The sequence below is a fragment of the Mycobacterium interjectum genome, from assembly GCF_900078675.2.
Taxonomy (GTDB): domain Bacteria; phylum Actinomycetota; class Actinomycetes; order Mycobacteriales; family Mycobacteriaceae; genus Mycobacterium; species Mycobacterium interjectum.
Window position 1 is genome coordinate 1,341,648 of sequence record NZ_LT546237.1, and the last position, 25,337, is coordinate 1,366,984.

19 protein-coding genes, 3 pseudogenes and 1 riboswitch are annotated in these 25,337 nt (G+C 67.6%); of the genes and pseudogenes, 20 read left to right on the top strand and 2 right to left on the bottom strand.

Annotated features, from left to right (window positions below; all coding sequences use genetic code 11):
- Window positions 1-28 precede the first annotated feature (28 nt).
- Window positions 29-1,204 carry a cytochrome P450 gene (locus BN4348_RS40655; RefSeq protein ID WP_066912423.1) on the bottom strand — a complete coding sequence of 392 codons (1,176 nt, stop codon included), beginning with the start codon at window positions 1,202-1,204 and terminating at the stop codon, window positions 29-31.
- A gap of 199 nt (window positions 1,205-1,403) precedes the next feature.
- Between BN4348_RS40655 and BN4348_RS40660 the strand changes: the two genes are divergently transcribed.
- The 20 genes and pseudogenes from BN4348_RS40660 to BN4348_RS40760 all read left to right on the top strand — a co-directional run bounded on the left by BN4348_RS40660 (window position 1,404) and on the right by BN4348_RS40760 (window position 24,072).
- Window positions 1,404-1,598 carry a ferredoxin gene (locus tag BN4348_RS40660; protein ID WP_066912427.1) on the top strand — a complete coding sequence of 65 codons (195 nt, stop codon included), beginning with the start codon at window positions 1,404-1,406 and terminating at the stop codon, window positions 1,596-1,598.
- 423 nt (window positions 1,599-2,021) lie between these two features.
- Window positions 2,022-3,269: a PPE family protein gene (locus BN4348_RS40665; RefSeq protein ID WP_066912430.1), complete on the top strand. Its 1,248-nt coding sequence runs from the start codon at window positions 2,022-2,024 to the stop codon at window positions 3,267-3,269.
- Between the two features lie 214 nt (window positions 3,270-3,483).
- Window positions 3,484-3,783 carry a PE family protein gene (locus BN4348_RS40670; protein WP_066912433.1) on the top strand — a complete coding sequence of 100 codons (300 nt, stop codon included), beginning with the start codon at window positions 3,484-3,486 and terminating at the stop codon, window positions 3,781-3,783.
- 6 nt (window positions 3,784-3,789) lie between these two features.
- The gene (locus BN4348_RS40675; protein WP_066912436.1) at window positions 3,790-4,998 is read left to right on the top strand and encodes a PPE family protein; all 1,209 of its coding nucleotides are present in this window, start codon (window positions 3,790-3,792) and stop codon (window positions 4,996-4,998) included.
- 543 nt (window positions 4,999-5,541) lie between these two features.
- Window positions 5,542-6,783, top strand: coding sequence for a PPE family protein (locus BN4348_RS40680; protein ID WP_066912439.1), 1,242 nt, complete (start codon window positions 5,542-5,544; stop codon window positions 6,781-6,783).
- Between the two features lie 170 nt (window positions 6,784-6,953).
- Window positions 6,954-8,168: a PPE family protein gene (locus tag BN4348_RS40685; protein WP_066912441.1), complete on the top strand. Its 1,215-nt coding sequence runs from the start codon at window positions 6,954-6,956 to the stop codon at window positions 8,166-8,168.
- A 306-nt stretch (window positions 8,169-8,474) separates the two neighbouring features.
- Complete coding sequence (locus tag BN4348_RS40690; RefSeq protein ID WP_066912446.1) at window positions 8,475-8,774, top strand: PE family protein; 300 nt, start codon at window positions 8,475-8,477, stop codon at window positions 8,772-8,774.
- A gap of 223 nt (window positions 8,775-8,997) precedes the next feature.
- Window positions 8,998-9,156: pseudogene (locus tag BN4348_RS40695) on the top strand (WXG100 family type VII secretion target); the annotation flags it as partial.
- A 383-nt stretch (window positions 9,157-9,539) separates the two neighbouring features.
- Complete coding sequence (locus tag BN4348_RS40700) at window positions 9,540-9,839, top strand: PE family protein (protein ID WP_066912455.1); 300 nt, start codon at window positions 9,540-9,542, stop codon at window positions 9,837-9,839.
- Between the two features lie 9 nt (window positions 9,840-9,848).
- Window positions 9,849-10,097, top strand: a pseudogene (locus BN4348_RS61365) (PPE domain-containing protein); the annotation flags it as partial.
- A 152-nt stretch (window positions 10,098-10,249) separates the two neighbouring features.
- Window positions 10,250-11,152 carry an ESX secretion-associated protein EspG gene (locus BN4348_RS40710; protein ID WP_066912460.1) on the top strand — a complete coding sequence of 301 codons (903 nt, stop codon included), beginning with the start codon at window positions 10,250-10,252 and terminating at the stop codon, window positions 11,150-11,152.
- A 267-nt stretch (window positions 11,153-11,419) separates the two neighbouring features.
- Entirely contained in the window at window positions 11,420-12,937 is a 1,518-nt protein-coding gene (eccD, locus tag BN4348_RS40715; RefSeq protein ID WP_066912462.1) for a type VII secretion integral membrane protein EccD, read from the top strand.
- Window positions 12,915-14,597: a type VII secretion-associated serine protease mycosin gene (locus tag BN4348_RS40720; RefSeq protein ID WP_066912464.1), complete on the top strand. Its 1,683-nt coding sequence runs from the start codon at window positions 12,915-12,917 to the stop codon at window positions 14,595-14,597. The genes eccD and BN4348_RS40720 overlap by 23 nt, the downstream gene beginning before the upstream one ends.
- A gap of 19 nt (window positions 14,598-14,616) precedes the next feature.
- Entirely contained in the window at window positions 14,617-15,822 is a 1,206-nt protein-coding gene (gene eccE, locus BN4348_RS40725) for a type VII secretion protein EccE (protein WP_066912466.1), read from the top strand.
- Complete coding sequence (eccA, locus tag BN4348_RS40730; protein WP_066912469.1) at window positions 15,819-17,651, top strand: type VII secretion AAA-ATPase EccA; 1,833 nt, start codon at window positions 15,819-15,821, stop codon at window positions 17,649-17,651. The genes eccE and eccA overlap by 4 nt, the downstream gene beginning before the upstream one ends.
- Window positions 17,652-17,874: 223 nt before the next feature.
- Window positions 17,875-18,051, top strand: a riboswitch (M-box (ykoK) riboswitch).
- 393 nt (window positions 18,052-18,444) lie between these two features.
- A pseudogene (locus BN4348_RS40740) lies at window positions 18,445-19,111 on the top strand (PPE family protein); the annotation flags it as partial.
- Between the two features lie 956 nt (window positions 19,112-20,067).
- Entirely contained in the window at window positions 20,068-21,345 is a 1,278-nt protein-coding gene (locus tag BN4348_RS40745) for a PPE family protein (protein ID WP_066912471.1), read from the top strand.
- A gap of 69 nt (window positions 21,346-21,414) precedes the next feature.
- A complete protein-coding gene (locus BN4348_RS40750) occupies window positions 21,415-22,821 on the top strand; it encodes a PPE family protein (protein WP_066912474.1) in 1,407 nt (468 codons plus the stop codon).
- A 24-nt stretch (window positions 22,822-22,845) separates the two neighbouring features.
- The gene (locus tag BN4348_RS40755; RefSeq protein ID WP_372513971.1) at window positions 22,846-23,172 is read left to right on the top strand and encodes a DUF732 domain-containing protein; all 327 of its coding nucleotides are present in this window, start codon (window positions 22,846-22,848) and stop codon (window positions 23,170-23,172) included.
- A gap of 192 nt (window positions 23,173-23,364) precedes the next feature.
- A complete protein-coding gene (locus tag BN4348_RS40760; protein ID WP_066912483.1) occupies window positions 23,365-24,072 on the top strand; it encodes an MgtC/SapB family protein in 708 nt (235 codons plus the stop codon).
- 5 nt (window positions 24,073-24,077) lie between these two features.
- Here the strand turns inward: BN4348_RS40760 and BN4348_RS40765 are convergent, their stop codons facing one another.
- Window positions 24,078-25,277: an NAD(P)/FAD-dependent oxidoreductase gene (locus BN4348_RS40765; protein WP_066912486.1), complete on the bottom strand. Its 1,200-nt coding sequence runs from the start codon at window positions 25,275-25,277 to the stop codon at window positions 24,078-24,080.
- Between the last annotated feature and the right edge of the window lie 60 nt (window positions 25,278-25,337).

The window sequence follows — 25,337 nt, forward strand, 5'->3', positions numbered from 1 at the left end:
GCTGGGGTTGACCCCGATCGACCGGGGATCAACTCCAGTGCAGCGGTAATTCCTTGAGCGCGAACGTCTTTGAGGGGAATTTGATTTCCGGTTTGTAATCGGCCGGCACCTCGAAATCGGGGATCTGCCTGAGCCATTCCGCGACGACGATGGTCAGCTCGATCCGCGCCAGGTGCGAACCCAGGCAGCGGTGCGGTCCACCGCCAAATCCCCAGTGCCGGTGCACCTTGCCGTCCAGGAACAGGTCGTCGGTGGACATCGCGTCGCTGCCATCGCGGTTCACCGCCGCCATGCACAGCCGCACCGGCGTGCCCGCGGGCAGCGTCATGCCGCCCACGGTGACGATCTCCGTCGTGACCCGCGGCGCCACCGGCGCCGATGGCTCCAGCCGCACGATCTCTTCGATGAACACCCTGATCTGCCTGGGATTGTCGCGCAGCTCTTCTCGGAGCGGCGGCCTGCGCGCGAGTTCGAACAACGAGAATCCGATCGCCGCGGTCACCGTGTCCAAACCGGCCAGGATCAGCAGGTGGCTCATGCCCAGCAGCTCGAGATCGGTGAAGTCGCCCTCGCCCGTCATCACTTGGGACAACATGTCCGAGCCCGGGTTTTCCCGGCGCTGGGCAATCGCGTCGGTGAGATATGCCAACAGCTCGTGTGCCTTGGCTAAGTCGTCCTGCGTCATGTAGGGCTTGTCGGCGATGATCGCGTCCTTCCAATCGATGACGCGGTCGCGGTCCTCGACTGGGAGACCGTAGAGATCGAGGAAAACCTGGAAGGGATACAGCCTCGCGAAATCCGCCATGCCATCGCACTTGCCGCGCCCGGCCAGCTCGGCGATCATTTCCGCCGCGTGGCGCTGCAGCACGGGCCGCGACTTGCTCAATCCCTGCGGGCTGAAGTACGGCTGCAGGATCTTGCGGTAGCGGGTGTGCTCCGGCGGGTCGAACGCCAGCGGTATCACCGGTAACGGGCTGCCGGGGGGCTGCAGTGCCAGGCGCGACGAAAAGACCTTGGGATTGCGCAGCGCGGCGAGCACGTCCTCGCGGCGGGTCAGGTAGTAGTGGCCGTTCATGAACACCACCGGCCCGGCGTCCCGCAGCGCCTTCCACCCGACGCCCCGATCGTCCGCCAACGGCAACTTGGTGTACTCGAGCCGCGGAAGGTAGAAGCTACCTGGCTGGCCTTCGCCAAAAGTGCTCATGCGCTCGATCTCCGCTTGTCCTGGTGCTTTTCGGGCTTTGCCGTCTCAGTCCCCGATGCAGCAGGCCCGCCCGGATCCCGATGGCACACCAATATTGCATGTGGAGAACAAGGGCACCAATTGGCACGGCCGCCGTCGGCGACCATCTCTTAGACTTTATCGACCGACCCAATCCACTACCGTCGAAGAAGGAAACCTGGTGAAGGTTCGTCTCGAAAAGTCCAAATGCGTGGGCCACGCCCAGTGTTACGCCGTCGATCCCGAGCTGTTCCCCATCGACGCTTCGGGCTATTCGACCCTCGAAGAGCACGAGGTGCGGCCCGAGGACGAAGAGTTGACCCGCGACGGCGTGGCCTCCTGCCCGGAAATGGCGCTGATCCTCGAGGAGGACTAGCAGCGCAACGCGGCAAGCCGCGAAACGAACGCCAAGTGAACGTTCGGTTGTTTTTCGTGAACCGAGGCTTGCCGGGAATGAACATTGGTTGGCCTGGAATGAACAGTTGGCATCGTCGGTCGGTGCGCCCGAAATGAGCAGCTAATGTCGTTCGCGAGCGGCAGTTCAAGCACCAGCGAGCTGTCGCTCGGTTGCTGACACCGGGATAGTCGAGGCAGATTGCTCATGTTGTTACCGACCAGATTTCCGGGAGTTCTGTTGGCGGAGCGCCCATCCGGGCACAACGGACGGGTCCGCCTCAGTATTCCGACTACCCCGTCGGCTGGGTTTGCTGGTCCACAAAGTCGTGACCGCGCTCACCACGATCTTTACCTGACCGCCGCGATCGCCACCGCGATCGCGGCCGACTGAGGAGGACACGGGGTGTTCGACTTCGGAGCGTTACCGCCCGAAATCAATTCCGGTCGGATGTATGCGGGTCCGGGAGCCGAGTCGATCATGGTTGCCGCGACGGCCTGGGACGCGCTCGCCGCAGAACTGAGCACGGCGGCCAGTGGCTACAACTCGGTGATCACGGAACTGACCAGCGCGCCCTGGGTGGGGCCCTCGTCGGCGGCGATGGTGTCGGCGGTCGTGCCCTACGTGAGCTGGCTCGGCTCGGCGGCGGGGCTGGCCGAGGAGAGCGCCAGCCAGGCGCGGGCCGCCGCGGGCGCCTTCGAGGCCGCGTTCGCGATGACGGTGCCCCCGCCGGTGATCGTGGCCAACCGGGTGTTGTTGGCGACGCTGGTCGCAACCAACTTCTTCGGGCAGAACACGCCGGCGATCATGGCCACCGAGGCGCAGTACATGGAGATGTGGGCCCAGGACGCCGCCGCCATGTACGGCTACGCCGCCTCGTCGGCGGCCGCCACGGTGTTGACCCCCTACCAGGCGCCGCCCAACACCAGCACGCCGGACGCGCCGGCCGAGCAGGGCGCCGCCGTCGCCCAGGCCACGGTGCAGCCCGCCGGTAACTCCGCGCAGACCGCGGCGCAGGCGGTCCAGGCCGCATCGATTCCGCAGACCTTGCAGCAACTGGCACTGCAGCAACTGTCCGCTTATCAGTTCACCCAGTGGCCGTTATCGATGCTGCAGAGCCAGCTGAAAGATCTGCTCACCTATGGGCTGCCCAGCCCGAGCAACAACTGGTTCGGGATCACTCCTCCGCTGTTCAACGCGGCCCGTCAGACCCTGCAGGCCTACTTCGGTGTCGGCATTGGCAACTTCGGGTGGTCGATGGGCCAGCAGCTCACCTTTGGTCCCGGTGGTGCGACGGCCGGTGCGGGTGGTGCCTGGTTCCCGACGCCGCAGTTCGGCGGCCTGCACCTGGGCGCGATCGGGGCGAGCTCGGTCAGCGGCCAGGGTGGCGGCGCGGTGTTGGCCAGCGCGGGCCAGGCCGGCAAGGTCGGGATGTTGTCGGTCCCGGCCAACTGGGCCAACCCGACCGCGGAGGCAACCCTGGTCAGCGCCGTCAGCGACGAGGCCCCGGCCAACGCCGGCGCCGTGCCAGGAAACGCCATCCTGCGGGGGATCCCGATGACGGGCACGGGTCGGCGCACCGCGGGCTATGGCTACACCAACAAATACGGGTTCCGATATAGCGTGCTGACCCGCCCGCCGTCGGCCGGATGACGAGGAGCGCCGAGCGTGAGCTACCAGCCGGCAAGCCCGCCCGGGGTCGCCGCGAAATGAACAGCAGTTGTCCACCAATGAACAGTTGGCGCTAAGGAGGCGCGACCCGGAGGGATCCAATTAGTCTCGCTAGCAAGCCATGTCTGAAGGGAACCTTCAGCAGCAAATCTTTCCTTGATGGTCATCGAGCCTGAAAGTTGAGGAGGAAAACCACATGTCTTTTGTGACTACCCAGCCAGAAGCCCTGGCGACGGCCGCGGGCAGCCTGCAGGGCATCGGCTCGGCGTTGAGCGCCCAGAACGCCGCGGCGGCGGCCCCGACGACGGGGGTGGTGCCGGCGGCGGCCGACGAGGTGTCGGCGCTCACCGCGGCCCAGTTCGCCGCCCACGCCCAGATGTACCAGGCCGTCAGCGCGCAGGCGGCGGCGATTCACGAGCAGTTCGTCAGCACCCTGGGCATCAGCTCGGGGTCGTACGCGGCGACCGAGGCGGCCAACGCGGCCGCGGCCGGCTAGGAGGCAGTGATGAGTGACTTGGGTATGTTGCCACCGGAGGTCAGCTCCGCGATGATCTACGCGGGCCCGGGCTCGGGCTCGATGATGGCGGCGGCCGCGGCGTGGAATGGGATTGCCGCTGAATTAACCTCGGCGGCCATGGGCTACGACCAGATCATCACCCAGCTGTCGAGCGAGGAGTGGATGGGACCCGCCTCGGCGTCGATGGCTTCGGCGGCGCAGCCCTACGTGCAGTGGATGACGACCACCGCCGGTCAGGCCGAGGAAGCCGCCGCCCAGGCCCAGAACGCCGCGGCGGCCTACGAGACCGTGCTCGCCTCGGTGGTGCCCCCGCCGCTCATCGCGCTCAACCGCACGGAGTTGTCGCAGGCCATGGCGACCAACATCCTGGGGCAAAACAACGGGATCATCTCGCAGCTGGAGGCCCAGTACCAGGAGTTCTGGGCGCAGAACTCCGCGGCGATGTACAGCTACGCCGGTCAGTCCGCGGCGGCGGCCAAGGTGACGCCCTACCAAAACGCGCCGGCGGTGGCCAACCCTGCCGCCGCGGCCGTCACCCAGTCCGCTGCGCCGGCCGCCTCGATCCAGCAGACCCTGCAGAGTTACCTCACCCAGATTCAGAGCTCGTTGGGCGCCCTGGCCACGCCCAGCTCGACGGTCTCGGCGGTGAACTCGTTCTCGAGCAACAACCCGTTGAGCGAACTCTGGTTCCTCATCAGCGGCCAGACCGTGCTCCCGTCCAACGTCGGGACGTTCCTGAGCGGCTACAACAACTTCTCGAGCTTCTTCTACAACACCGAGGGTCTGCCGTACTTCAGCGTCGGTATGGGCAACTTCGGTATCCAGATGGCCAAGACCCTCGGGGCCATTACCGGGCCCGCGGCGGCGGCGGCGGCCGTGCCGAAGGGCCTGCCCGGTCTGGGCGGCCTGCTGGGCGGCGGCGTCGGCGGTGCGGCGGCGCATTTGGGCAGCGCGACGTCGATCGGCAAGCTGTCGGTGCCCGCCACCTGGGCAGGGTCGGTCCAGGCCGTCACGCCCCATGCCTCGGCCATACCGGTCAGCAGCATCAGCGCTGCGCCGGAGGCCGCCAGCGGACCCGGAAACCTGCTCGGCGGCATGCCGCTGGCCGGTGCGGGCGCCGGCGGGGGCAGCGGTGCCGGACCCCGCTACGGGTTCCGTCCCACCGTGATGGCCCGGCCGCCCCTCGGCGGGTAGCCGGTCGTTGGAAAATTCGGCGCCGTGGGCGCAGGCAGGAATGCCTGCGCCCACGGTCGTTTGTGGCGTAAGGCCGGCCTCGATAAAACCGGGGCCTACCCTCTCGCAACGAAAGGTTTGCTAAACACCGGGGTGTCTCGTCGCTTCGATGGCTTCTCGCGGCCGGTGGCCTGCGCCCCTTACGGCACCGATTACGGTTTTTCCGCGACAGGATTTTTAACTGTCCCGACGGCTTCGTGCCGTCGAACCTTCCTCGGAACTGGCCCGGGCGCCGCGCGCCACCGAACCGCAGCCGCGAGGCTATCGATGCATTTCTGCAGGTAGAGGAGCCGCCTGCACGCGGTTAGCAACCGGGGATCCAGCCCCACTTTGCTCTTCGGCCACCCAGCGAATCGCCACCGGCCCGAGGTGCCGGCCCTATCGCGTGGCGGCGGCGATGGGGTCGCGCGGTTTAGCCTCACAGCAGTACAACGTCGCGAACAATCGCGCAGTTATATCCGAACTTGCGGAGAAAAAATGCCCTTTGAGTCCGACGGTTCGTAAGTGCTCGACTTCGGGGCGCTACCACCAGAGATCAACTCGGGCCGGATGTATGCCGGCCCGGGTTCCGGGTCGATGATGGCCGCGGCGTCGGCCTGGGATGGGCTGGCCACCGAAATGAGCCTGACCGCGACCGGCTACACGTCGGCGGTCACCGAGCTGACCAGCGCACCGTGGCTGGGCCCGGCGGCGCAAGCCATGGTGGCCGCGGCCGCCCCTTATATCTCCTGGCTCAGTACTGCCGCCGCGCTGGCCGAGGAGACCGCCAACCAAGCCAGGGCGGCAGCGGCGGCCTTCGAAACCGCCTTTGCGCTGACGGTCCCTCCTCCGGTCGTCGCGGCCAACCGGGTGTTGTTGATGACGCTGGTCGCGACCAATTTCTTCGGGCAGAATTTCCCCGCGATCGCCGCCACCGAGGCCCAGTACGCGCAGATGTGGGCGCAAGACGCCACAGCGATGTACGGCTACGCGGGCGCCTCGGCGGTCGCCACGCGGTTGAACGCTTTCAGCGAGCCGGCACGGGCCACCGACCAAAGCGGACTGGCCGCGCAGGCGGCCGCCGTCAGCCAGGCCATCGCGACGCCCGCGGGGACCAGCGCACCGGAAGCGGCCGCCGCGACCCCTGGACTGTCGCTCACCCCTGACGCGCTCTCCGTCACGTCGATCTTTACGTCGATCAACCAAGCACTCCAACAACTTTCGACGGGGGCGTTGGCGTCGCCGCTGAACCCCTACAACTGGTGGATCGTCCAGCAATTCGCCAATCTCAACGTGACGAACCGGGTGGCCCTGTCCCGATTGGCCGTGGGGCTCCCGTACTTCTCAACCGGCATGATGAGTTTCGTCGGCTCGATCTCGCAGCAGTTGACGTTCGGTCCCGGCGGAACGACGGCCGGTTCGCAAGGCGCCTGGTTCGCCACGCCCCAGTTCGCCGGCCTGCACTTCGGCTCCGTGGCCGGTGGCGCGGGCAGCCACGGGGGGGTGGCGGCGAATTTGTCCTCCGCCACCAAGATCGGGGGGCTGTCGGTGCCGCAGGCATGGACCGGCCCTCCCGTCTCGGTGCAGCAGCAAGCCGCCCAGGCGCTCGCCGTCGACTACGCCACCGACCCGCACGGCGCCGGCCCCAACGGGCTGCTGCGCGGCATGCCGATGGGCCCCGGCGGCCGACGCGCCGGCTCCGCCTGGCCGCCCCGCGAATATGGCTTCAGACGCAGCGTGCTCGCCCGTCCACCATCGGCCGGATGACGCAGATGCCCAACGACATTCGCCAAGCCGGTACCCAGCCGACCGAATCCCACCCGATCCGGCCGTCGCCGTCAAGCACGGTATGGGCAAGTGCGGCAAGCGATTTCGGAGCGATTGAGTCGGCTACGGAGGCGGCCAACGCGGCCGCGACTGGTTAAAGGAGTCAGGAAATGGCACTCGATTTTGGCGCATTACCGCCCGAGATCAACTCGGCACGCCTGTACGCCGGCGTGGGCTCCACGCCGCTCGTGACCGCGGCCTCGGCGTGGAACTCACTGGCCGCCGAGCTGACCGCGGCCGCCCTTGACTACGAGAACGTGGTGACCCAGTTGGCCAGCGAGGAGTGGCTGGGGCCGGCCTCGGCGTCGATGGCGCAGGCCGCGCAACCATACGTGGAGTGGGTGAGTACCACCGCAGCCCAGGCCGAACAGGCGGCCACGCAGGCCAGCGCTGCGGCCGCCGCCTACGAGGCCGCGGTTGCCGCGATAGTGCCTCCGCCGGTCATCGCGGCAAACAGAGCCGAGTTGGCTGAGGCGGTGCAGACCAACGTGATTGGGCAGAACACCGGGATCATCGCGCAACTGGAGGCGCAATACGGCGAGTTCTGGGCTCAGGACGCCGCGACCATGTACAGCTATGCCGGCAACTCGGCGTCGGCTTCCACCGTGACGCCGTTCACCGCGGCACCGACGGTCGCCAATCCGGCGGCGTCGACCACCCAGGCGGCCGCCGCCACGACTTCGGTCAGCTCGATACAGAACCAGCTCAACAGCGCCATCAGCCAGATCACCGCTCAACTCACCAGCCTGGCGTCGCCGTACTACACGCCATTGCAACAGGAATGGTGGTACTTCGCGTCGGGCGCGGGCCCGCTGTCCCCGGTCTGGCAGATGTTGTTCGGAAGCCCCACCTTCCCCGGGACCAGCCTTTCGGCATTTATGTCCGCGATCTCGCCGTACGCCGGGGTTTTCTACAACACCGAGGGTCTGCCCTACTTCAGCATCGGTATGGCCAACTCCATGACCCAGACCGCGAAAACGCTCGGCGCGATCGGCGGGGCGGCGGCGCCGGCGGCAGCCGCCATCCCCAAGGGCTTGCCCGGGCTGAGTGGGTTGCTCGGCGGAGGCGCCCCCGTTGCGGCGCACTTGGGGAGCGCGACATCGCTCGGCAAGCTGTCGGTGCCGGCGTCGTGGTCGGGGCCCGTCACGGCGCCGAGCCATGCCACCGCCATACCCGTCAGCAACGTCAGAGAGGCACCCGATGCGGGAGCCGGAAACCTCCTGGGCGGCATGCCGCTGGCGGGCACGGGTACCGGCGGATCCAACGCGGGACCGCGCTACGGATTCAAGCCGGTCGTGATGGCCCGCCCGCCGGCGGCCGGGTAGGCGGGGGTACGCCGTGCTGCATTTGCTCCCGCGCGTTTTCGCCCCGTCGGTGATAAGCTCCATACGTGCTGGCCAGTAGGCCTTCCACAGCACCAACGGGGTCTCGCCTCTGACGGTTTGCTGTGACGGTCCTGTGAACGCCAGCGGTAGGGGCCGTGCGCTGTTACTGTGTCGTTACCAAAAGTGAATTTGCCGTGCCATCCAGTGAACAATTGAGAACGGGTGGCCTCGGAGCGAGCTTCAAGCAGATGTTGTCATCTACTCTCTTGCACAAAGCGGTGCGGAGGAATTCGAGGAGGGAAACCTATGTCGTTCGTTACCACACAGCCGGAGGCCCTGGCCGCGGCGGCCGGAAGCCTGCAGGGGATCGGCTCGGCGCTGAGCGCCCAGAACGCCGCGGCGGCGGCCCCGACGACGGGGGTGGTGCCGGCGGCGGCCGACGAGGTGTCGGCGCTGACCGCGGCCCAGTTCGCCGCGCACGCGCAGATGTACCAGGCGGTCAGCGCGCAGGCGGCGGCGATTCACGAGCAGTTCGTCAGCACCCTGGGCATCAGTTCGGCGTCCTACGCCGCGACCGAAGTCGCCAACGCGGCGTCGGCGGGCTGATCGGGTCCAGCGGTTAACGCCTTCGACGGAACCCGCGACGATGCGGGTTCCATGGCGACCATCCGGCGTCGACGGCGCCGGGGCCTGACGGCTGGGCCGAAACAGCTTTCCGGGGGGGACCAACTTTCTGTATGCGATTCGGCGGTGCGTTAGCGCGTAACCGCCGGGTCGTCGCTCATCACAACTGAAAATCAAGTCACTCAGAATTAAGGAGAAAGCCAACATGGCAACACGTTTTATGACCGACCCGCACGAGATGCGGGCGATGGCGGGCCGTTTCGAGGTCCACGCGCAGACCGTTGAGGACGAGGCCCGCAAGATGTGGGCGTCGTCGATGAACATCGCCGGTGCGGGCTGGAGTGGCCAGGCGCAGGCGACCTCCTACNCGGCGGATCCAACGCGGGACCGCGCTACGGATTCAAGCCGGTCGTGATGGCCCGCCCGCCGGCGGCCGGGTAGGCGGGGGTACGCCGTGCTGCATTTGCTCCCGCGCGTTTTCGCCCCGTCGGTGATAAGCTCCATACGTGCTGGCCAGTAGGCCTTCCACAGCACCAACGGGGTCTCGCCTCTGACGGTTTGCTGTGACGGTCCTGTGAACGCCAGCGGTAGGGGCCGTGCGCTGTTACTGTGTCGTTACCAAAAGTGAATTTGCCGTGCCATCCAGTGAACAATTGAGAACGGGTGGCCTCGGAGCGAGCTTCAAGCAGATGTTGTCATCTACTCTCTTGCACAAAGCGGTGCGGAGGAATTCGAGGAGGGAAACCTATGTCGTTCGTTACCACACAGCCGGAGGCCCTGGCCGCGGCGGCCGGAAGCCTGCAGGGGATCGGCTCGGCGCTGAGCGCCCAGAACGCCGCGGCGGCGGCCCCGACGACGGGGGTGGTGCCGGCGGCGGCCGACGAGGTGTCGGCGCTCACCGCGGCCCAGTTCGCCGCCCACGCCCAGATGTACCAGGCCGTCAGCGCGCAGGCGGCGGCGATTCACGAGCAGTTCGTCAGCACCCTGGGCATCAGCTCGGGGTCGTACGCGGCGACCGAGGCGGCCAACGCGGCCGCGGCCGGCTAGGAGGCAGTGATGAGTGACTTGGGTATGTTGCCACCGGAGGTCAGCTCCGCGATGATCTACGCGGGCCCGGGCTCGGGCTCGATGATGGCGGCGGCCGCGGCGTGGAATGGGATTGCCGCTGAATTAACCTCGGCGGCCATGGGCTACGACCAGATCATCACCCAGCTGTCGAGCGAGGAGTGGATGGGACCCGCCTCGGCGTCGATGGCTTCGGCGGCGCAGCCCTACGTGCAGTGGATGNTCGGCCGTCGGGTCCAGCTGGGCCTAACTCGCAACTTCGGGCGCGGCAGCACACCACACATCGGTGTGCTGCCGCGTCCTGCGGTTTCAGTAAACTTCGACCACTTCGACCACTTCGACCACTTCGACCACTTCGACCACTTCGACCACTTCGACCTCTGAGGCTATTGATGGATCAACAGAGCACCCGCACCGACATCACCGTCAACGTCGACGGCTTCTGGATGCTTCAGGCGTTGCTCGACATCCGACACGTCGCGCCCGAACTGCGGTGTCGGCCGTTCGTATCCACCGACTCGAGCGACTGGCTCAACGAACATCCGGGAATGGCGGTGATGCGCGAGCAGGGCATCGTCGTCGGCGACGAGGTGCAGGAGCAGGTCGCCGCCCGGATGCGTGTCCTCGCCGCGCCCGACCTTGAGGTCGTCGCCCTGCTGTCGCGGGGCAAGCTGCTCTACGGCGTGGTGGACGACGAGAACCAGCCGCCCGGTTCGCGCGACATCCCCGACAACGAGTTCCGGGTGGTGCTGGCCCGCCGAGGACAGCACTGGGTGTCGGCAGTGCGAGTCGGCAGCGACATCACCGTCGACGACGTCGCCGTCGCGGACAGCGCCTCGATCGCGTCGCTGGTGTTGGACGGCCTGGAGTCGATTCACCACGCGGAGCCGGCGGCGATCAACGCGGTCAACGTGCCGCTGGAGGAGATGCTGGAAGCGACGAAGTCGTGGCAGGAGTCCGGGTTCAACGTCTTTTCCGGCGGTGATCTGCGGCGGATGGGCATCAGCGCCGCCACGGTCGCCGCGCTGGGCCAGGCCCTGTCGGACCCGGCCGCCGAGGTAGCGGTGTACGCGCGCCAGTACCGGGACGACGCCAAGGGCCCGAGCGCCTCGGTGCTGTCGCTGAAGGACGGCTCGGGTGGCCGCATCGCGCTCTATCAACAGGCGCGCACAGCGGGCTCGGGGGAGGCGTGGCTGGCGATCTGCCCGGCGACCCCGCAACTGGTGCAGGTGGGCATCAAAACGGTGCTGGACACCCTGCCCTACGGCGAGTGGAAAACCCACAGCAGGGTTTGACATCCGCGTGAAACACAAACTTTACCAACGCTTTTGCCGACAACATGCGGTCGGGGTGCGAAGACGGCATACTTCTCTAGAATCATCAGCAAATCTCCAAAGCACTCTCACCACCACTCCTTAGCGCAAGGCGAGGCAGATGAAATTCGAATTAGTCGAGCTGTACCTCTCAGGGGGCCGCAGCGCCGCGGCGAGTGAAGCCACCGAGGCTCCCGCGCGTATGGCGACACCGGGTTACACATTCACCATGACGGGGGGTGCCGGGCGATGACATCGGCAGGAGTATCTGACGCCTTACAGGCGGAAATCGAGGGCATCGCACAGCCTCGCGCGGTAGTCGTCGGCATCATGGCCGGCGAGGGCGTCCAAATCGGCGTTCTGCTGGACGCCAACGCCCCGGTCTCGGTGATGACCGACCCGCTGCTGAAGGTGGTCAACAGCCGCCTCAGGGAACTCGGCGAGACCCCGCTGGAGGCCACGGGACGCGGCCGGTGGGCGCTGTGCCTGGTCGACGGCAGCCCGCTGCGGGCCACCCAGTCCCTGACCGAGCAAGACGTCTACGACGGTGACCGGTTGTGGATCCGGTTCCTGCCGGACACAGAGCACCGGTCGCAGGTCATCGAGCACATCTCGACCGCGGTCTCGGCAAACCTGAGCAAGCGCTTCGCCGCGATCGACCCGGTCGTCGCCGTTCAGGTCGGCGCTTCGATGGTCGCGATCGGCGTGACCGCGGCGGCAGGTTTGCTGGGGTGGTGGCGTTGGCACCACAACTCCTGGCTGCCCACGGCCTACTCTGCGATCATCGCCGCGGTCGTGTTGACGGTCGCCATCCTGCTGGCGATGCGGGCGAAGACGCACTCCGACCGTTTGGTCGCCGACATCATGCTGTTGAGCGGCCTCGCGCCGCTGACCGTGGCCGCGGCCTCGGCGCCGCCGGGTGGTGTCGGCTCCCCGCAAGCGGTGCTGGGCTTCGGGGTGCTTGCGGTTGCGGCGGCGCTCACCCTGCGCTTCACCGGTCGCCGGCTTGGCATCTACACCGCGATCGTCACCATCAGCGCGGTGGCGGCGATCGCCAGCCTGGCACGCATGGTCGCAAATACCAGCGCGGTCACGAACTTCACCTGCGTGGTGCTGGTCTGCGTGCTGACCTACCAGGCGGCGCCGGCCTTGTCGCGCCGGTTGGCCGGCATTCGGCTGCCCGTCTTCCCGTCGGCCACCAGCCGGTGGGTGTTCGAGGCGCGGCCGGATCTGCCCACCACGGTGGTGCGGCCCGACGGCGGCGCTCCCGTCCTGGAGGGTCCCGCGTCCGTCCGGGATGTGGTGCTGCAGGCCGAGCGGGCCCGGTCGTTCCTGACGGGTCTGCTGCTGGGGCTGGGCGTGCTGATGGTGGTCTCGCTGGCCTCCCTGTCCGATCCGCACACCTTCCAGCGCTGGCTGCCGCTGCTGCTGGCCGGCTTCAGCGCGGGCTTCCTGATGTTGCGCGGGCGTTCCTACGTCGACCGCTGGCAGGCCATCACCCTTGCCTCGACGGCGGTGCTCATCGTCGCCGCGGTGGTGGTGCGCTACGCCCTGGGGCTGCAGTCGCCGCTGGCGGTGTCGATCTGCGTGGCGATCCTCGTCGTGCTGCCGGCGCTGGGTATGACGGCCGCGGCGGTCGTGCCCAACACCATCTACAGCCCGCTGTTCCGCAAGTTGGTGGAATACGTCGAGTACCTGTGCCTGATGCCCATCTTCCCGTTGGCATTCTGGCTGATGAATGTTTATGCGGCGATCCGTTACCGCTAAAAGCAAGGGGTGGCGCGGTCGCGCTTCGCGCGCGACCGTCGCCGCTCTCCTGCTCGCTTCAGGTGCACTAGCCGGTTTGCCACCCGCGTCGGCGATCTCCCCGCCGACGGTTGATCCGGGTGCGGTGCCGCCGGACGGTCCGCCGGGACCGCCGGCGCCGATGAAGCAGAACTCCTACTGCACCGAGGTCGGGGTGCTGCCCGGCACCGACTTCCGGCTGCAGCCGAAGTACATGGACATGCTGAACCTGCAGGAGGCGTGGCAGTTCGGGCGCGGCGCGGGGCAGAAGGTCGCGGTCATCGACACCGGTGTGACGCCGCACCCGCGGTTTCCGCACCTGATCCCCGGCGGGGACTACATCATGTCCGGCGACGGGCTGTCGGACTGCGACGCGCACGGCACCATCGTCGCGTCGATGATCGGCGCGGCCCCGGCCAACGGCGCCGCTGCGCCGCCCGCGGCGCCGCGCAAGCCGGTCACCATCCCCACCACGGAGCCGCCCCCCAAGGCGCCGCCGCCGCAGACGGTGACCCTGTCGCCGCTGCCCCAGACGGTGACGATGGTGCCTCCGCCACCGGAAGCGCCTCCGGGACCGTTCGGCGCGCCCCCAGCGCCTCCCGCGCCGCCGGAACCTNCGCCACCCCCGCCCCCGGCGCCGCCGGGAGCCCCGTCGTCGCAGCCCGACGCCTACAGCGGGATCGCCCCGGACGTCGACATCATCTCGATCCGGCAGTCCAGCCAGGCGTTCGGCCTCAAGGACGCCTACACCGGGGACGAGGATCCGCAGACCCGGGCAAAGATCGACGACGTCGAGACCATGGCGCGGGCGATCGTGCACGCCGCGAACCTGGGCGCCACGGTGATCAACATCTCCGACGTGACCTGCATGAGCGCGCGCAACATTGTCGACCAGCGCACGCTGGGCGCCGCCGTGCGGTACGCGGCGGTCGACAAGAACGTCGTCATCGTGGCCGCGGCCGGGGACACCAGCAAGAAGGACTGCAAACAAAACCCGGCCTACGATCCCATGCAGCCCAAGGACCCGCGCGGCTGGAGCGGTGTCAGCACGGTGGTGACTCCGTCCTGGTACAGCGACTACGTCCTGACGGTCGGCGCGGTCGACACCGAGGGCCGGCCGCTCACCCAGGGCGGCGGGCAGGGTTCGACGAGTGTCGCCGGACCGTGGGTCGGCATCGCCGCGCCGGGCACCGACGTCATCGGGCTCTCGCCCCGGGACGACGGCCTGATCAACGCCATCGACGGCCCGGACAACACGCTGCTGGTCCCGGCCGGCACCAGCTTCTCGACCGCGATCGTGTCCGGCGTGGCCGCCCTCGTTCGCGCCAAGTATCCCCAGCTATCGGCGTACCAGATCATCAACCGGCTGGAGCGCACCGCCAGGGCGCCGGCGCGCGGGGTCGACAACCAGGTCGGATACGGCGTGATCGACCCGGTGGCGGCGCTGACCTGGGATGTACCCGAGGGTCCGGTGAAGGCGCCGCAGCAACTGTCGGCGCCCCTGAACATCCCGAAGCCGGCCCCCCACCGCGATATGGTGCCAATATGGGTGGCAGCCGGAGGGTTGACCGCGGCCTTGTTGATCGGCGGCGCCGTGTTCGGGATCGCGGTGTTCATCAAGCGAACACGCAAGCAGCAATGAGGTCGGAGCAGCGATAGTAATGAAGGCTCAACGCAGTTTTGGACTGTCCTTGGCGTGGCCGCGCGTCACCGCGGTGTTTCTGGTCGACATCCTGATCCTGTTGGTGGCCAGCCACTGCCCGGCCTCCTGGCAGGGTGAGCACCACATCGCGTTCTGGGTGGGTGTGGGGCTGGCGTCGGTGGTGACGCTGCTGTCGCTCGTCACCCACCACGGGCTCACCGTGACCTCCGGCCTGGCCACGTGGCTGTGGGACTGGTCCGCCGACCCCGGCACCGCGCTGACCGCGGGATGCACGCCCGCGATCGACCACCAGCGCCGCTTCGGGCGTGACAAGGTCGGCGTACGCCAGTACGAAGGCCACCTGGTGAGCGTGATCGTGGTCGACGGCGGGGAGGAGGACGCCTCCGGGCGCCACCGGCACCGGACGACGGCCGGCATCCTGCCGGTGCACGCTGTCGCTGATGGCTTGCGCCAGTTCGATATTCACCTCGACGGCATCGACGTGGTCACGATGAAGGTTCGCCGCGGCGGCCCCGAGGTCAGAGCCGCCGAGAAATCGAAGCTGGATGACTGGGGGCCCGAAGAGTGGGGGCTGGTGAGCGACGAGCCCACCTCCTACGTACGCCGCACCTGGCTGGTATTGCGGATGAACCCGCAGCGCAACGTCGCCGCCGTGGCGGCCCGCGATTCGCTCGCATCGACGTTGGCGGCGGCCACCGAACGGCTCGCCCAGGATCTCGACGGACAGTCGTGTGTGGCCAGGCCGTTGACCGCCGACGAGCTCGCCGAGGTCGACAGCGCCGTGCTGGCCGACCTGGAACCGACGTGGAGCCGTCCCGGATGGCGGCACCTGAAGCACTTCAACGGGTTCGCCTCGAGCTTCTGGTTGACCCCGTCGGACATCTCCACCGAGACCCTTGAGCACTTGTTGCTGCCCGACGTGGGGGCCGCCGTGATCACGGTCCGGCTCGACACCAGCGGCGGCCGGCCCCAGCTGGCGGCATGGGTGCGCTACCACAGCGAAGGCCGGCTCCCGCGAAAGGTTTCGTCGGGCCTCAACCGGCTCACCGGCCGCCAACTGGCGGCGGTACGCGCCAGCTTGCCCGCCCCGGCGGCCCGCCCGCTCCTGGTCGTGCCCAGCCGTCCGTTGCTCGATGACGAGGATCTGGTGCTGTCGCTCGGTCAGGTTCGGGAGGGCGCAGCGAGCGTATCCGCAGCGCAATGACGCGGCCCCAATCCACCGCCGAAGACGCCCGTAATGCCATGGTCGCCGGGCTTTTGGCGTCCGGAATATCGGTCAACGGGCTGCAGCCAAGCCACAACCCGCAGGTGGCTGCGCAGATGTTCACCACGGCGACCACGCTTGATCCGGGGATGTGCGATGGCTGGCTGGCGCGGATGCTGGCAGGGGAGCAGAGCATCGAGGTGCTTGCCGGCGCGTGGGCCTCGGTCCGGACGTTCGGCTGGGAAACCCGGCGCCTCGGGGTCACCGATCTCCAGTTCCGGCCCGAGGTGTCCGACGGGTTGTTTTTGCGCCTGGCCGTCACCAGCGTCGAGTCGCTGGCGTGCGCTTATGCCGCCGTCCTCGCCGAGGCGAAACGGTACGAGGAGGCCGCGAAACTTCTCGACGGCGTCGAGCCCCGGCACCCCTTCGACGAGGAAGTGGTCAACTACGTGCGGGGTGTGCTGTATTTCCGCACCGGGCGGTGGCCCGACGTGCTCGTCCAGTTTCCCGAGGGAAAGACTTGGCGCCACCCCGAGCTGAAGGCCGCGGGCGCGGCGATGGCGACCACCGCGCTGGCATCCTTGGGCGTCTTCGAGGAGGCCTTCCGCCGCGGCGAGGCCGCCGTCGAGGGGGACCGGGTTCCCGGGGCGGCCAACATCGCCCTGTACACGCAGGGCATGTGCCTGCGGCACGTGGGCCGCGAGGAGGAAGCCGTCGAGCTGTTGCGACGGGTGTATTCGCGGGACCCGAAGTTCGCCCCGGCCCGAGAAGCGCTCGACAACCCCAACTACCGGCTGGTGCTGACCGATCCGGAGACGATCGAGGCCCGCACCGACCCGTGGGATCCCGATAGCGCGCCGTCGCGCGCGCAGACGGAGGCCGCCCGCCACGCCCAGGAGGCCGCCAAGTATCTGGCCGAGGGCGACGCCGAACTCAATGCGATGCTGGGCATGGAGCGGGCCAAGCGCGAGATCAAGCTCATCAAATCCACCACCAAGGTGAACTTGGCCCGGGAGAAGATGGGTCTCCCGGTGCCCGTGACCTCGCGCCACACCCTGCTGCTGGGGCCGCCCGGGACCGGCAAGACGTCGGTGGCGCGCGCGTTCGCCAAGCAGCTGTGCGGGCTGACGGTGTTACGCAAGCCGCTGGTGGTGGAGACCAGCCGCACCAAGCTGCTGGGCCGTTACATGGCCGACGCGGAAAAGAACACCGAGGAGATGCTCGAGGGCGCGTTGGGCGGAGCGGTCTTCTTCGACGAGATGCACACCCTGCACGAGACGGGGTATCACCAGGGTGACCCCTACGGCAACGCGATCATCAACACCCTGCTGCTCTACATGGAGAACCACCGCGACGAGTTGGTGGTCTTCGGGGCGGGCTATGCCAAGGCCATGGACAAGATGCTCGAGGTGAATCAGGGTCTGCGACGGCGCTTTTCGACCGTGATCGAATTCTTCAGCTACACGCCGGACGAGCTGATCGCCCTGACCAAGCTGATGGCACGCGATAACGAGGACATCGTCGCCGACTCCGAGGTCGAGGTGTTGTTGCCGTCATACACCAAGTTCTACCTCGAAGAGAGCTATTCCGAAGACGGGGACCTGATCCGCGGCATCGACACGCTCGGCAACGCCGGCTTCGTGCGCAACGTGGTGGAGAAGGCCCGCGATCACCGCAGCTTCCGCCTGGACGACGAGGACCTCGACGCGGTGCTGGCGAGCGATCTCACCGACTTCAGCGACGCCCAATTGCTCCGGTTCAAGGAACTGACCCGCGACGACCTCGCCGAGGGGCTGAAGGCGGCGGTGGCCGAGACGAAGCCCGGGTGATAAAGCTCCCGCCCAGCCGCAGCAGCTAACCCGCACGGTCTGTTTTCGCGGCGGCCGAGCGATGCTTGGCGGAGGGACGGGCCATGGCTCGCGCTACGGGTTCCGCGTGACCGTGATGGCCGGCCCGGCGGCCGCAGGATGAACCGGGCGGCAGGCGAATTGCGGCAAGCCGGCCGCGGCTTGGCTTGACTGACCTACGCTGCTGATGCCACGATGGCCTCTGCAAGCACCTCGCTAGGTGAGGCGTCTGCACGGACACAGGCCACTGACCTCGAACGTCGAAAGACGCCCAGGGTCAGGACAGCTCTTCCCGGATTAAGGGTTGAGCCCAAGTGGCTTCCAGCTCGAGTAGAGCCGGATACGCCGTGTGGTGCCAAAGCTCTGACGAGAGGGGTGCGGTGTCCGGGCGTTCCGCCCTGACCCTCCTCCCCGTGTGCAAGCCGCGTAGGTAAAGGGCATCCCCGTGTGCCAAGGCCGTGAGGAGGTGAGTGCGAAATGAGTCCCGACGATAGTCCGTATTCCAGATCGACCATTTCGTTTCGATCCGACCCCGGCCCCGTTCTGACAGTCTGAACGGCTCGCCCCCGGCAGGCCTCGTCCGCCCGCGTCCGCTTCGCGGATTGCGGCTTTGGCATGCGCGGAAGTAGCCGGCACTGGCCAGGCGCCCCGGGATCGGCCCTTTCCCGTGAGGAGAAGTTCCGATGCCGTTTGTCCATCCGCGCGTATCAGCCTTGACCGCAACACAATTCAGCGCACCCGCCCAGATCCCAGCGAGCCGGAAGCGAGGCCGGCGATGACCCTGGAACTGGATTTTGCGACGCTTCCGCCCGAGGTGAACTCCGGCCGAATGTATTCCGGCGCGGGTTCGGGCCCGATGCTGGCCGCCGCGTCGGGCTGGCATGGGCTGGCCGCCGAAATGCGTTCCACTGCAACGTCTTACGGTTCGGTGCTGGCCGCACTGACCGGTGAAGAATGGCACGGCCCGGCGTCGGCATCGATGGCGGCGGCCGCGGCGCCGTACGTTGCCTGGTTGGGCACGACGGCCGAGCAAGCCCAGCAGGCCGCCACCCAGGCCGAGGCCGCCGCGGCGGCCTATGAGGCGGCGTTCGCCGCCACGGTGCCGCCGCCGGTGATCGCGGCCAACCGCGCCCAGCTGACGGCGCTGATCGCCACCAACGTCCTTGGCCAAAACACCCCGGCGATCGCGGCCACCGAGGCGCAGTACGCCGAAATGTGGGCCCAGGACGCCGCAGCGATGTACGGCTACGCGGCCTCCTCGGCGGTCGCCACGCAATTGAGTCAGTTCGTCGAGCCGCGGCAGACCACCAGCCCCGGCGGGCTGTCCGCGCAGTCGACCGCGGTGGCCCAGGCCGTCGCCGCCCCGGCCGGTACCCAGCAGAACACGCTGTCGCAGCTGATGTCGGCGTTGCCCGCCACGCTGCAGGGCCTGTCCTCGCCGGCGTCGTCCTCGTCGCCGGCGGCGGAGATCGCCGGGCTGCTGACCGGNCCGGTCGGCGGATTGAGCTTTCCGCAACCTGCCGAACACGGCGAGCGCACGCAGCGACGGACCCGGCGGGGCCGCTAGCACGACAAACGGCCTGCGTCGGGCTCACAGGGAACTTCAAGCAGCTAATCAGCGGTATGGCAGCGATCAATGCGTACGCTAGGTGAAATTCAGGGGAGCACCACATGACGATTAGCTGTCCATTCAGCGAGGCCGAGCGGCCCGTGGGCAAACGGCGCGTACCGCCGGCAGCAACATCGACGACACCGATGGCGCCACCGGATCCGGCCGTGCGCAAACGGCACTTCTTCCAGAATAACGAACACTGCACCGCCGCCACCCAGGACACTTATTGACGAACGCAAATGCGTCCTTTCCTGCCGGATAATGACGCATGCGGCCATTAAATAGTATGGCGAATGTACGATAGCCACGCGGGGCCATCGAGCTTATCAATCACGTCCGTTTAAGCTCGCGCAAGCGCATGTCGATTGCGGAGCACAGATAAAATAGCATGGCTTTCTGAAAGGTTGCTGAAAGCTATCTATAAACCTGCTGCACAACATCTTCAACACAGCAAGACGTTAGCTGACGACCAGCGTACTCACAGCCAGAGTGACACCGTGAGATATGTTCTTTACGTTAGCCTTACATCCCAGGAACCCACGACAAATACGTTTCCATCACGATCATCCTGATATTTTGGGCAGCGGAGCCCTGACGGCGGGTAGATGCGCGGCCAGCTTCATCTTCAAGTTAACGGAGCGGAGTCTGTTGTCTTCAAACGAGTTGTACAGGTCCGTGGACCCGGCATCGGATTCCATGGATTCCATTAGAGCTACCGGGCGGTTGCGGCCGGAGCTACCGAACCGCGCCTACCATGGCGGCCACCTAGGGGACCGGAGGGCATAGATGTTCGATTTCGGGGCGCTACCACCGGAGATCAACTCCGGCCGGATGTATGTCGGCGCCGGGGCGGGGCCGATGCTCGCAGCCGCGGCGGCCTGGGACGAATTGGCGACGCAGTTGCAGTCGACAGCGGCCGCCTACGGCTCGACGATCCAGGGCCTGGCGGTCGGACCTTGGACCGGGCCGTCGTCCATCGCGATGGCGGCGGCCGCCACCCCATACGTGGCATGGATGAACGCGACGGGGGCCCAGGCCGAAGAGGCGGCCAGCCAGGCCAAGATCGCCGCGGGCGCCTACGAGACGGCGTTCGCGGCCACGGTGCCCCCGCCGGTGATCACGGCCAACCGCGCACTGCTCATGGCGCTGATCGCCACCAACTTCCTGGGCCAGAACACCCCGGCGATCGCGGCCACCGAGGCCCAGTACGCCGAGATGTGGGCCCAGGACGCCGCCGCGATGTACGCCTACGCGGCCTCCTCGGCGACGGCGTCACAGTTGACGCCGTTCACCGAGCCGCCGCAGACGACGAACTCCGCGGCCGCGCCCATGCAGGCGGCCGCCGTCTCTCAGTCCAGCGGAACGGGTGGCCTGAACATCGGTTCCCAGCTGTCCCAGTTGGTCAACTCGCTGCCGACCGCGCTGCAGAACATGGCGACAAGCACCACGCCGGCGGCGTCGTCGTCGGGGTTGTTGAACTTGCCGCCACTTCCGGCGGGGCTCACGGCCGACCTGACCAACTGGAACACAATCAACTCGTCCCTCACCTCGATATGGTCGCCTTTCTTTGGGGACAGTTCGCTGGCCGGCGGCCCGTTCCTGTCGTTCGGTCAGACGTACGCCTATGCCCAAAACGGGCAGGGTGTCGCCGCCTTCGGCGCCATCAAACCCATCACCGGGGCGTTGGCCCCGCTGACCAGTGGGGAGGTGGCAAACCTGAGCTCCGCGAGCTTCGGCGGGGCGCCGGCATCGGGGGCCATGGGCAAGGCGGCCCTCGTCGGGAGTATGTCGGTACCCCAGGGCTGGACCGAAGCGGCACCGGCAATCAAAACGCTCGCCTCGGTGTTTCCCACCAACTTGGCGGCCGCACCGGAGGCCGCGCTGGCCGGCGAGGGCGGCGTCTTCAGCCAGATGGCCCTGTCGAGTCTTGCCGGACGCGCCATCGCCGCTGCCGGGACCTCCTCCGCGGGCGGCAGTGCCGTGGCTGGGTCACTCGGCGGTGTAGTCGCTGCGGCCGACCCCGCCGCGGCAACCATCATCGTGATCCCGGCAATCGAGGAGTGACTGCGATGCGGATGGATAGTCGCCCAACACAGACCACCCAGACTCGCCCGACAGGTAAGGGGTAGAGACATGTTTTACGCAGCGTTTCCACCGGAGTTCAACTCGGGCAGGATGTACACGGGCCCGGGATCGGGGTCGATGCGGGCCGCCGCGGCCGCATGGGACGGGCTGGCCACCGAATTGCAGTCCACAGCGGCCTCCTATTCGTCGGTGATCGACACACTGACCAGCAGCCCCTGGGTCGGTCCTTCGTCGCTGGCCATGGCCGCCGCCGTCGCGCCCTATTTGACCTGGATGCAGGGGACCGCCGCACAGGCCGCCGAAACTGCGACCCAGGCCACGGCGGCGGCTACCGCCTACGAGGCGGCGTTCGCCGCGCACGTGCCGCCGGTGGAGATCGCGGCCAATCGCACCCAACTGGCGTCGCTGGTGGCAACGAATGTTTTCGGGCAGAACACCCCGGCGATCGCGGCAACCGAGACCCAATACGCCGAGATGTGGGCTCAGGACGCTGTGGCGATGAACAGCTACGCCGGCTCGTCATCGGCCGCCACCGAGGTGACACCGTTTACCGCGGCCCCGCAGATCACCAACTCCGGCGGGATCGCCACCCAAACGGCCGCGGTGGCCGCCGCAGCTGCGACCCCGGCCGGCGCTGCACAGTCCCTCGTGTCAGAAATAGTCAACCCTCTGACGGTGGGCAACCCGATACTGGCAGCACTGGCAGAAGTGAGCACCGGCTACACCAGCTTCTTCAACAACATCGTCGACTCCGTCCTAGGGCCAACCTGGTCTACGACCATTGGCCAGATCTACACAGCCCTAAGGACTCCACTGGGCTACACCACGCAATACAACTGGATCGGGCTGGCCATTAACCTTCCGGTGTCGCAGGTCCTCAAGTTCGCCCCTCACCCAAGCGCGCTTGGCGCGATCCCGAGAGACTTGCTAGGGGGCGGGCTTGCGGCGCCACACTTTGGCCGGGGCACGCTGTTCAGCGAGGTGTCGGGCGGTATGGGAAATGCCGGCACTCTGGTCGGGAAGTTGTCGGTTCCGCCCAGCTGGGCCGCGAACACTCCAGCCGTCAGAATGGTCGCCTCCGCCTTGTCGGCCGGGGGAGCGGAGGCCGTGCCGGCGGCCGCGCTCGGCGAGGGTGGGCTGCTCAGTTCGATGTCGGTGGCAGGCATGCTCGGCAGCGCGCTGGGCGCGGGGGGCCCCACCGTTGTGGCCAATGCTGGCGTGCGCGGCCGCGTCAAACCCATCAAGGACCTCAAAGACGCCCACTCGCCGGAAAAACTCAAGCGTCTGGTTGCACAAATCTCGGAGAAACCCGAAAGCGTGCAGCACCACACGGTTGACCAGGAAGGTCTTGACAGCCTGCTCGAGCAGCTAGCGAAAAAACCCGGCATCCACGCGGTGCACCTGAAAAAGGGCGACAAGGCCACAATCGTGCCCTCCGAAGCGCAATCGAGTTAGTGCGCAACGAAATTGGGAGAGTGAATTATGAGACTGCTACTAGCGATACTCGGCGTTTCCGCCATGATCGGCCTCGCCGCGCCAGCCTACGCCGATCCTCCGCCTCCGCCGGAGGGTGACGACGCCGGCTTCCTCGCTGCTTTGCAGCAAGTCGGCATCAACTACGGCAACCCAGATGCGGCCATCACGTCCGGCAAAGCGGTGTGCACGTGCTTGAACGACGGCGAATCGGGCCTGGAGCTAGTTCACGATGTGAAGACCCATAATCCGGGGTTCGATATGGAAAGCGCATCCAATTTCGCCATGATCTCGGCGAAGTTCTATTGCCCCCAGCAGCTCCACAAGGCATAGCGCAAGCCCCCGCGGCTTGACCGGTTGAAGTTGACGACGGGCTCTTCGGGCTCCAATGCATCGGTCGCGCCATCTCGCGGTTTCGCGGGTGTGGCCGCGCGGCAACGGGTTCGGGTCCGGTCCACCTGCCGTTCACCTGTGCGTGGTTAGCTGCCGCCGACCGGCGCGCGGGCGGGGAAGGAGGGCGCCGCCATGCAGACATTGAGCGTCGCGGACTTCGCCCTCCGCCTTGCCGTCGGGGTGGGCTGCGGCGCCTTGATCGGCCTGGAGCGGCAGTGGCGGGCGCGGCGGGCGGGCCTGCGCACCAACGCGCTGGTCGCCGCGGGCGCGACGCTGTTCGTGCTGTACGCCGTCGCCACCGAGGACACCAGCCCGACGCGGGTCGCGTCGTATGTGGTGTCCGGTATCGGGTTTCTCGGCGGCGGGGTGATCCTGCGCGAGGGTGTCAACGTCCGCGGGCTCAACACCGCGGCCACCCTGTGGTGCTCGGCGGCGATTGGCGTGCTGGCCGCGTCGGGGCACCTGATCTTCACGTTGATCGGCACCGGCACCGTCATCGCGATTCACCTGTTCGGGCGCCCACTCGGCCGGCTGATCGACCGCGACAACACCGACGAGGAAGACGAAAGCCTGCAGCCGTTCCTCGTGCAGGTGATTTGCCGACCGAAAACGGAAAAGTACGCGCGCGCGCAGATCGTGCAACACGCCAGTGGCAACGACATGACGCTGCGCGGCATCCACACGGGGCCGGCCGGGGACGACGAGATCACGTTGACCGCGCATCTGCTCATGGACGGCCACACCCCGGCGAAACTCGAGCGGTTGGTGGCCGAACTGTCGCTGCAGCCGGGCGTGCGGGCGGTGCACTGGTACGCCGGCGATCAGGTGCAGTCGGACTGACCCGATCAGGGGCGGGCCTGCAACTCTGGCGCGGCGGCGGCGAGCAGCTCGGCGCGGTCGCGGGTCAGCGGCGGGTAAATCCGGCGGGTGTTGATCGTCTGCTTGGTGGCCTTGGCCGCCGCGCCCGTCGAGACCACCACCCGGTCCCACCCTTCGGTGTAGACGGCGCCGGCCGGACCCAGATCGAGAACCGTGACGTACCAGGGTATTCGAAGGGCCAGCATCGGCTCACCGAGCAGGTCGCTGATGACGTTGTAGCCGGCATAACGGCCCATCGGCCGCCCGTGTTGACACGACATCACCGACAGGTGCTCGTCGTCCATGCGGGCAGCGGCCACGTCGCCCGCGGCAAAGACCGACGGCACGCCGACCACCCGCAGGTAGTCGTCGACCTGCACCCGGCCCAGCCGGTCGCGCGGCACCGGTAGCTGCTCGGTCAGCGAGCTGGCCCGCATGCCCGCGCACCACACCACGGTGGCGGCCTCGAGCCGTTCGCCCGAGGACAGCGACACGCCGCGCTCGGTGACCTCCGTGACACCGACCGCCGTTCTGGTCTCAACGCCGTTGCGTGACAAGGCTTCTTCGATCACCGGACGCGCCGAGGGACCCATGTCGGACCCCACCGCGGGATTGCGGTCGATCAAGATCACCCGCGGGGTGGCGGTTCCGCGAGAGAACAAGGCGCGCAGCCGCTTTGGCAGCTCGCAGGCCGCCTCGACGCCGGTCAGCCCGGCCCCGACCACGACGACGGAGGCCGCCCCGGGCGTCGGCGCGCTGCCGACAAGCTTGCCCAGGTGGCGCTGCAGCGCAAGGGCGCCATCGTGGGTGTCGACGTCGAAGCCGTACTCCCGCAGGCCCGGTATGTCGGGTTTGAGCACGTGGCTGCCCGACGCGAGCACCAGCCGGTCATAGCCGAACACCGCACCGCCCGATGTGGCGACCGAGCGGGCGCCGGGGTCGATGGCGGTCACCTCGGTGGCGACGTGCGCAACGCCGACGGGATCGAGGAGGTCGGCGAGCGGGATCCGGCAGTCGCTCAACTCCGCCTCGTAGTTGCGCACCCGGATGTCATGGAAGGGCTGGGCGCTCAACACGGTGATGCCGACCGTGCCCGCCGGCACGCCGAGCTCGTCGAGGCGCCGGGCGGCGCCGAGGGCCGCCCACAGCCCGGCAAACCCGGCGCCGATCACCACCACTGCGGTCACGCGCTCAACACCTCATTGGTACGGGCCGTTACCAACCTCGGCCGGTGGAAGTAATCTATC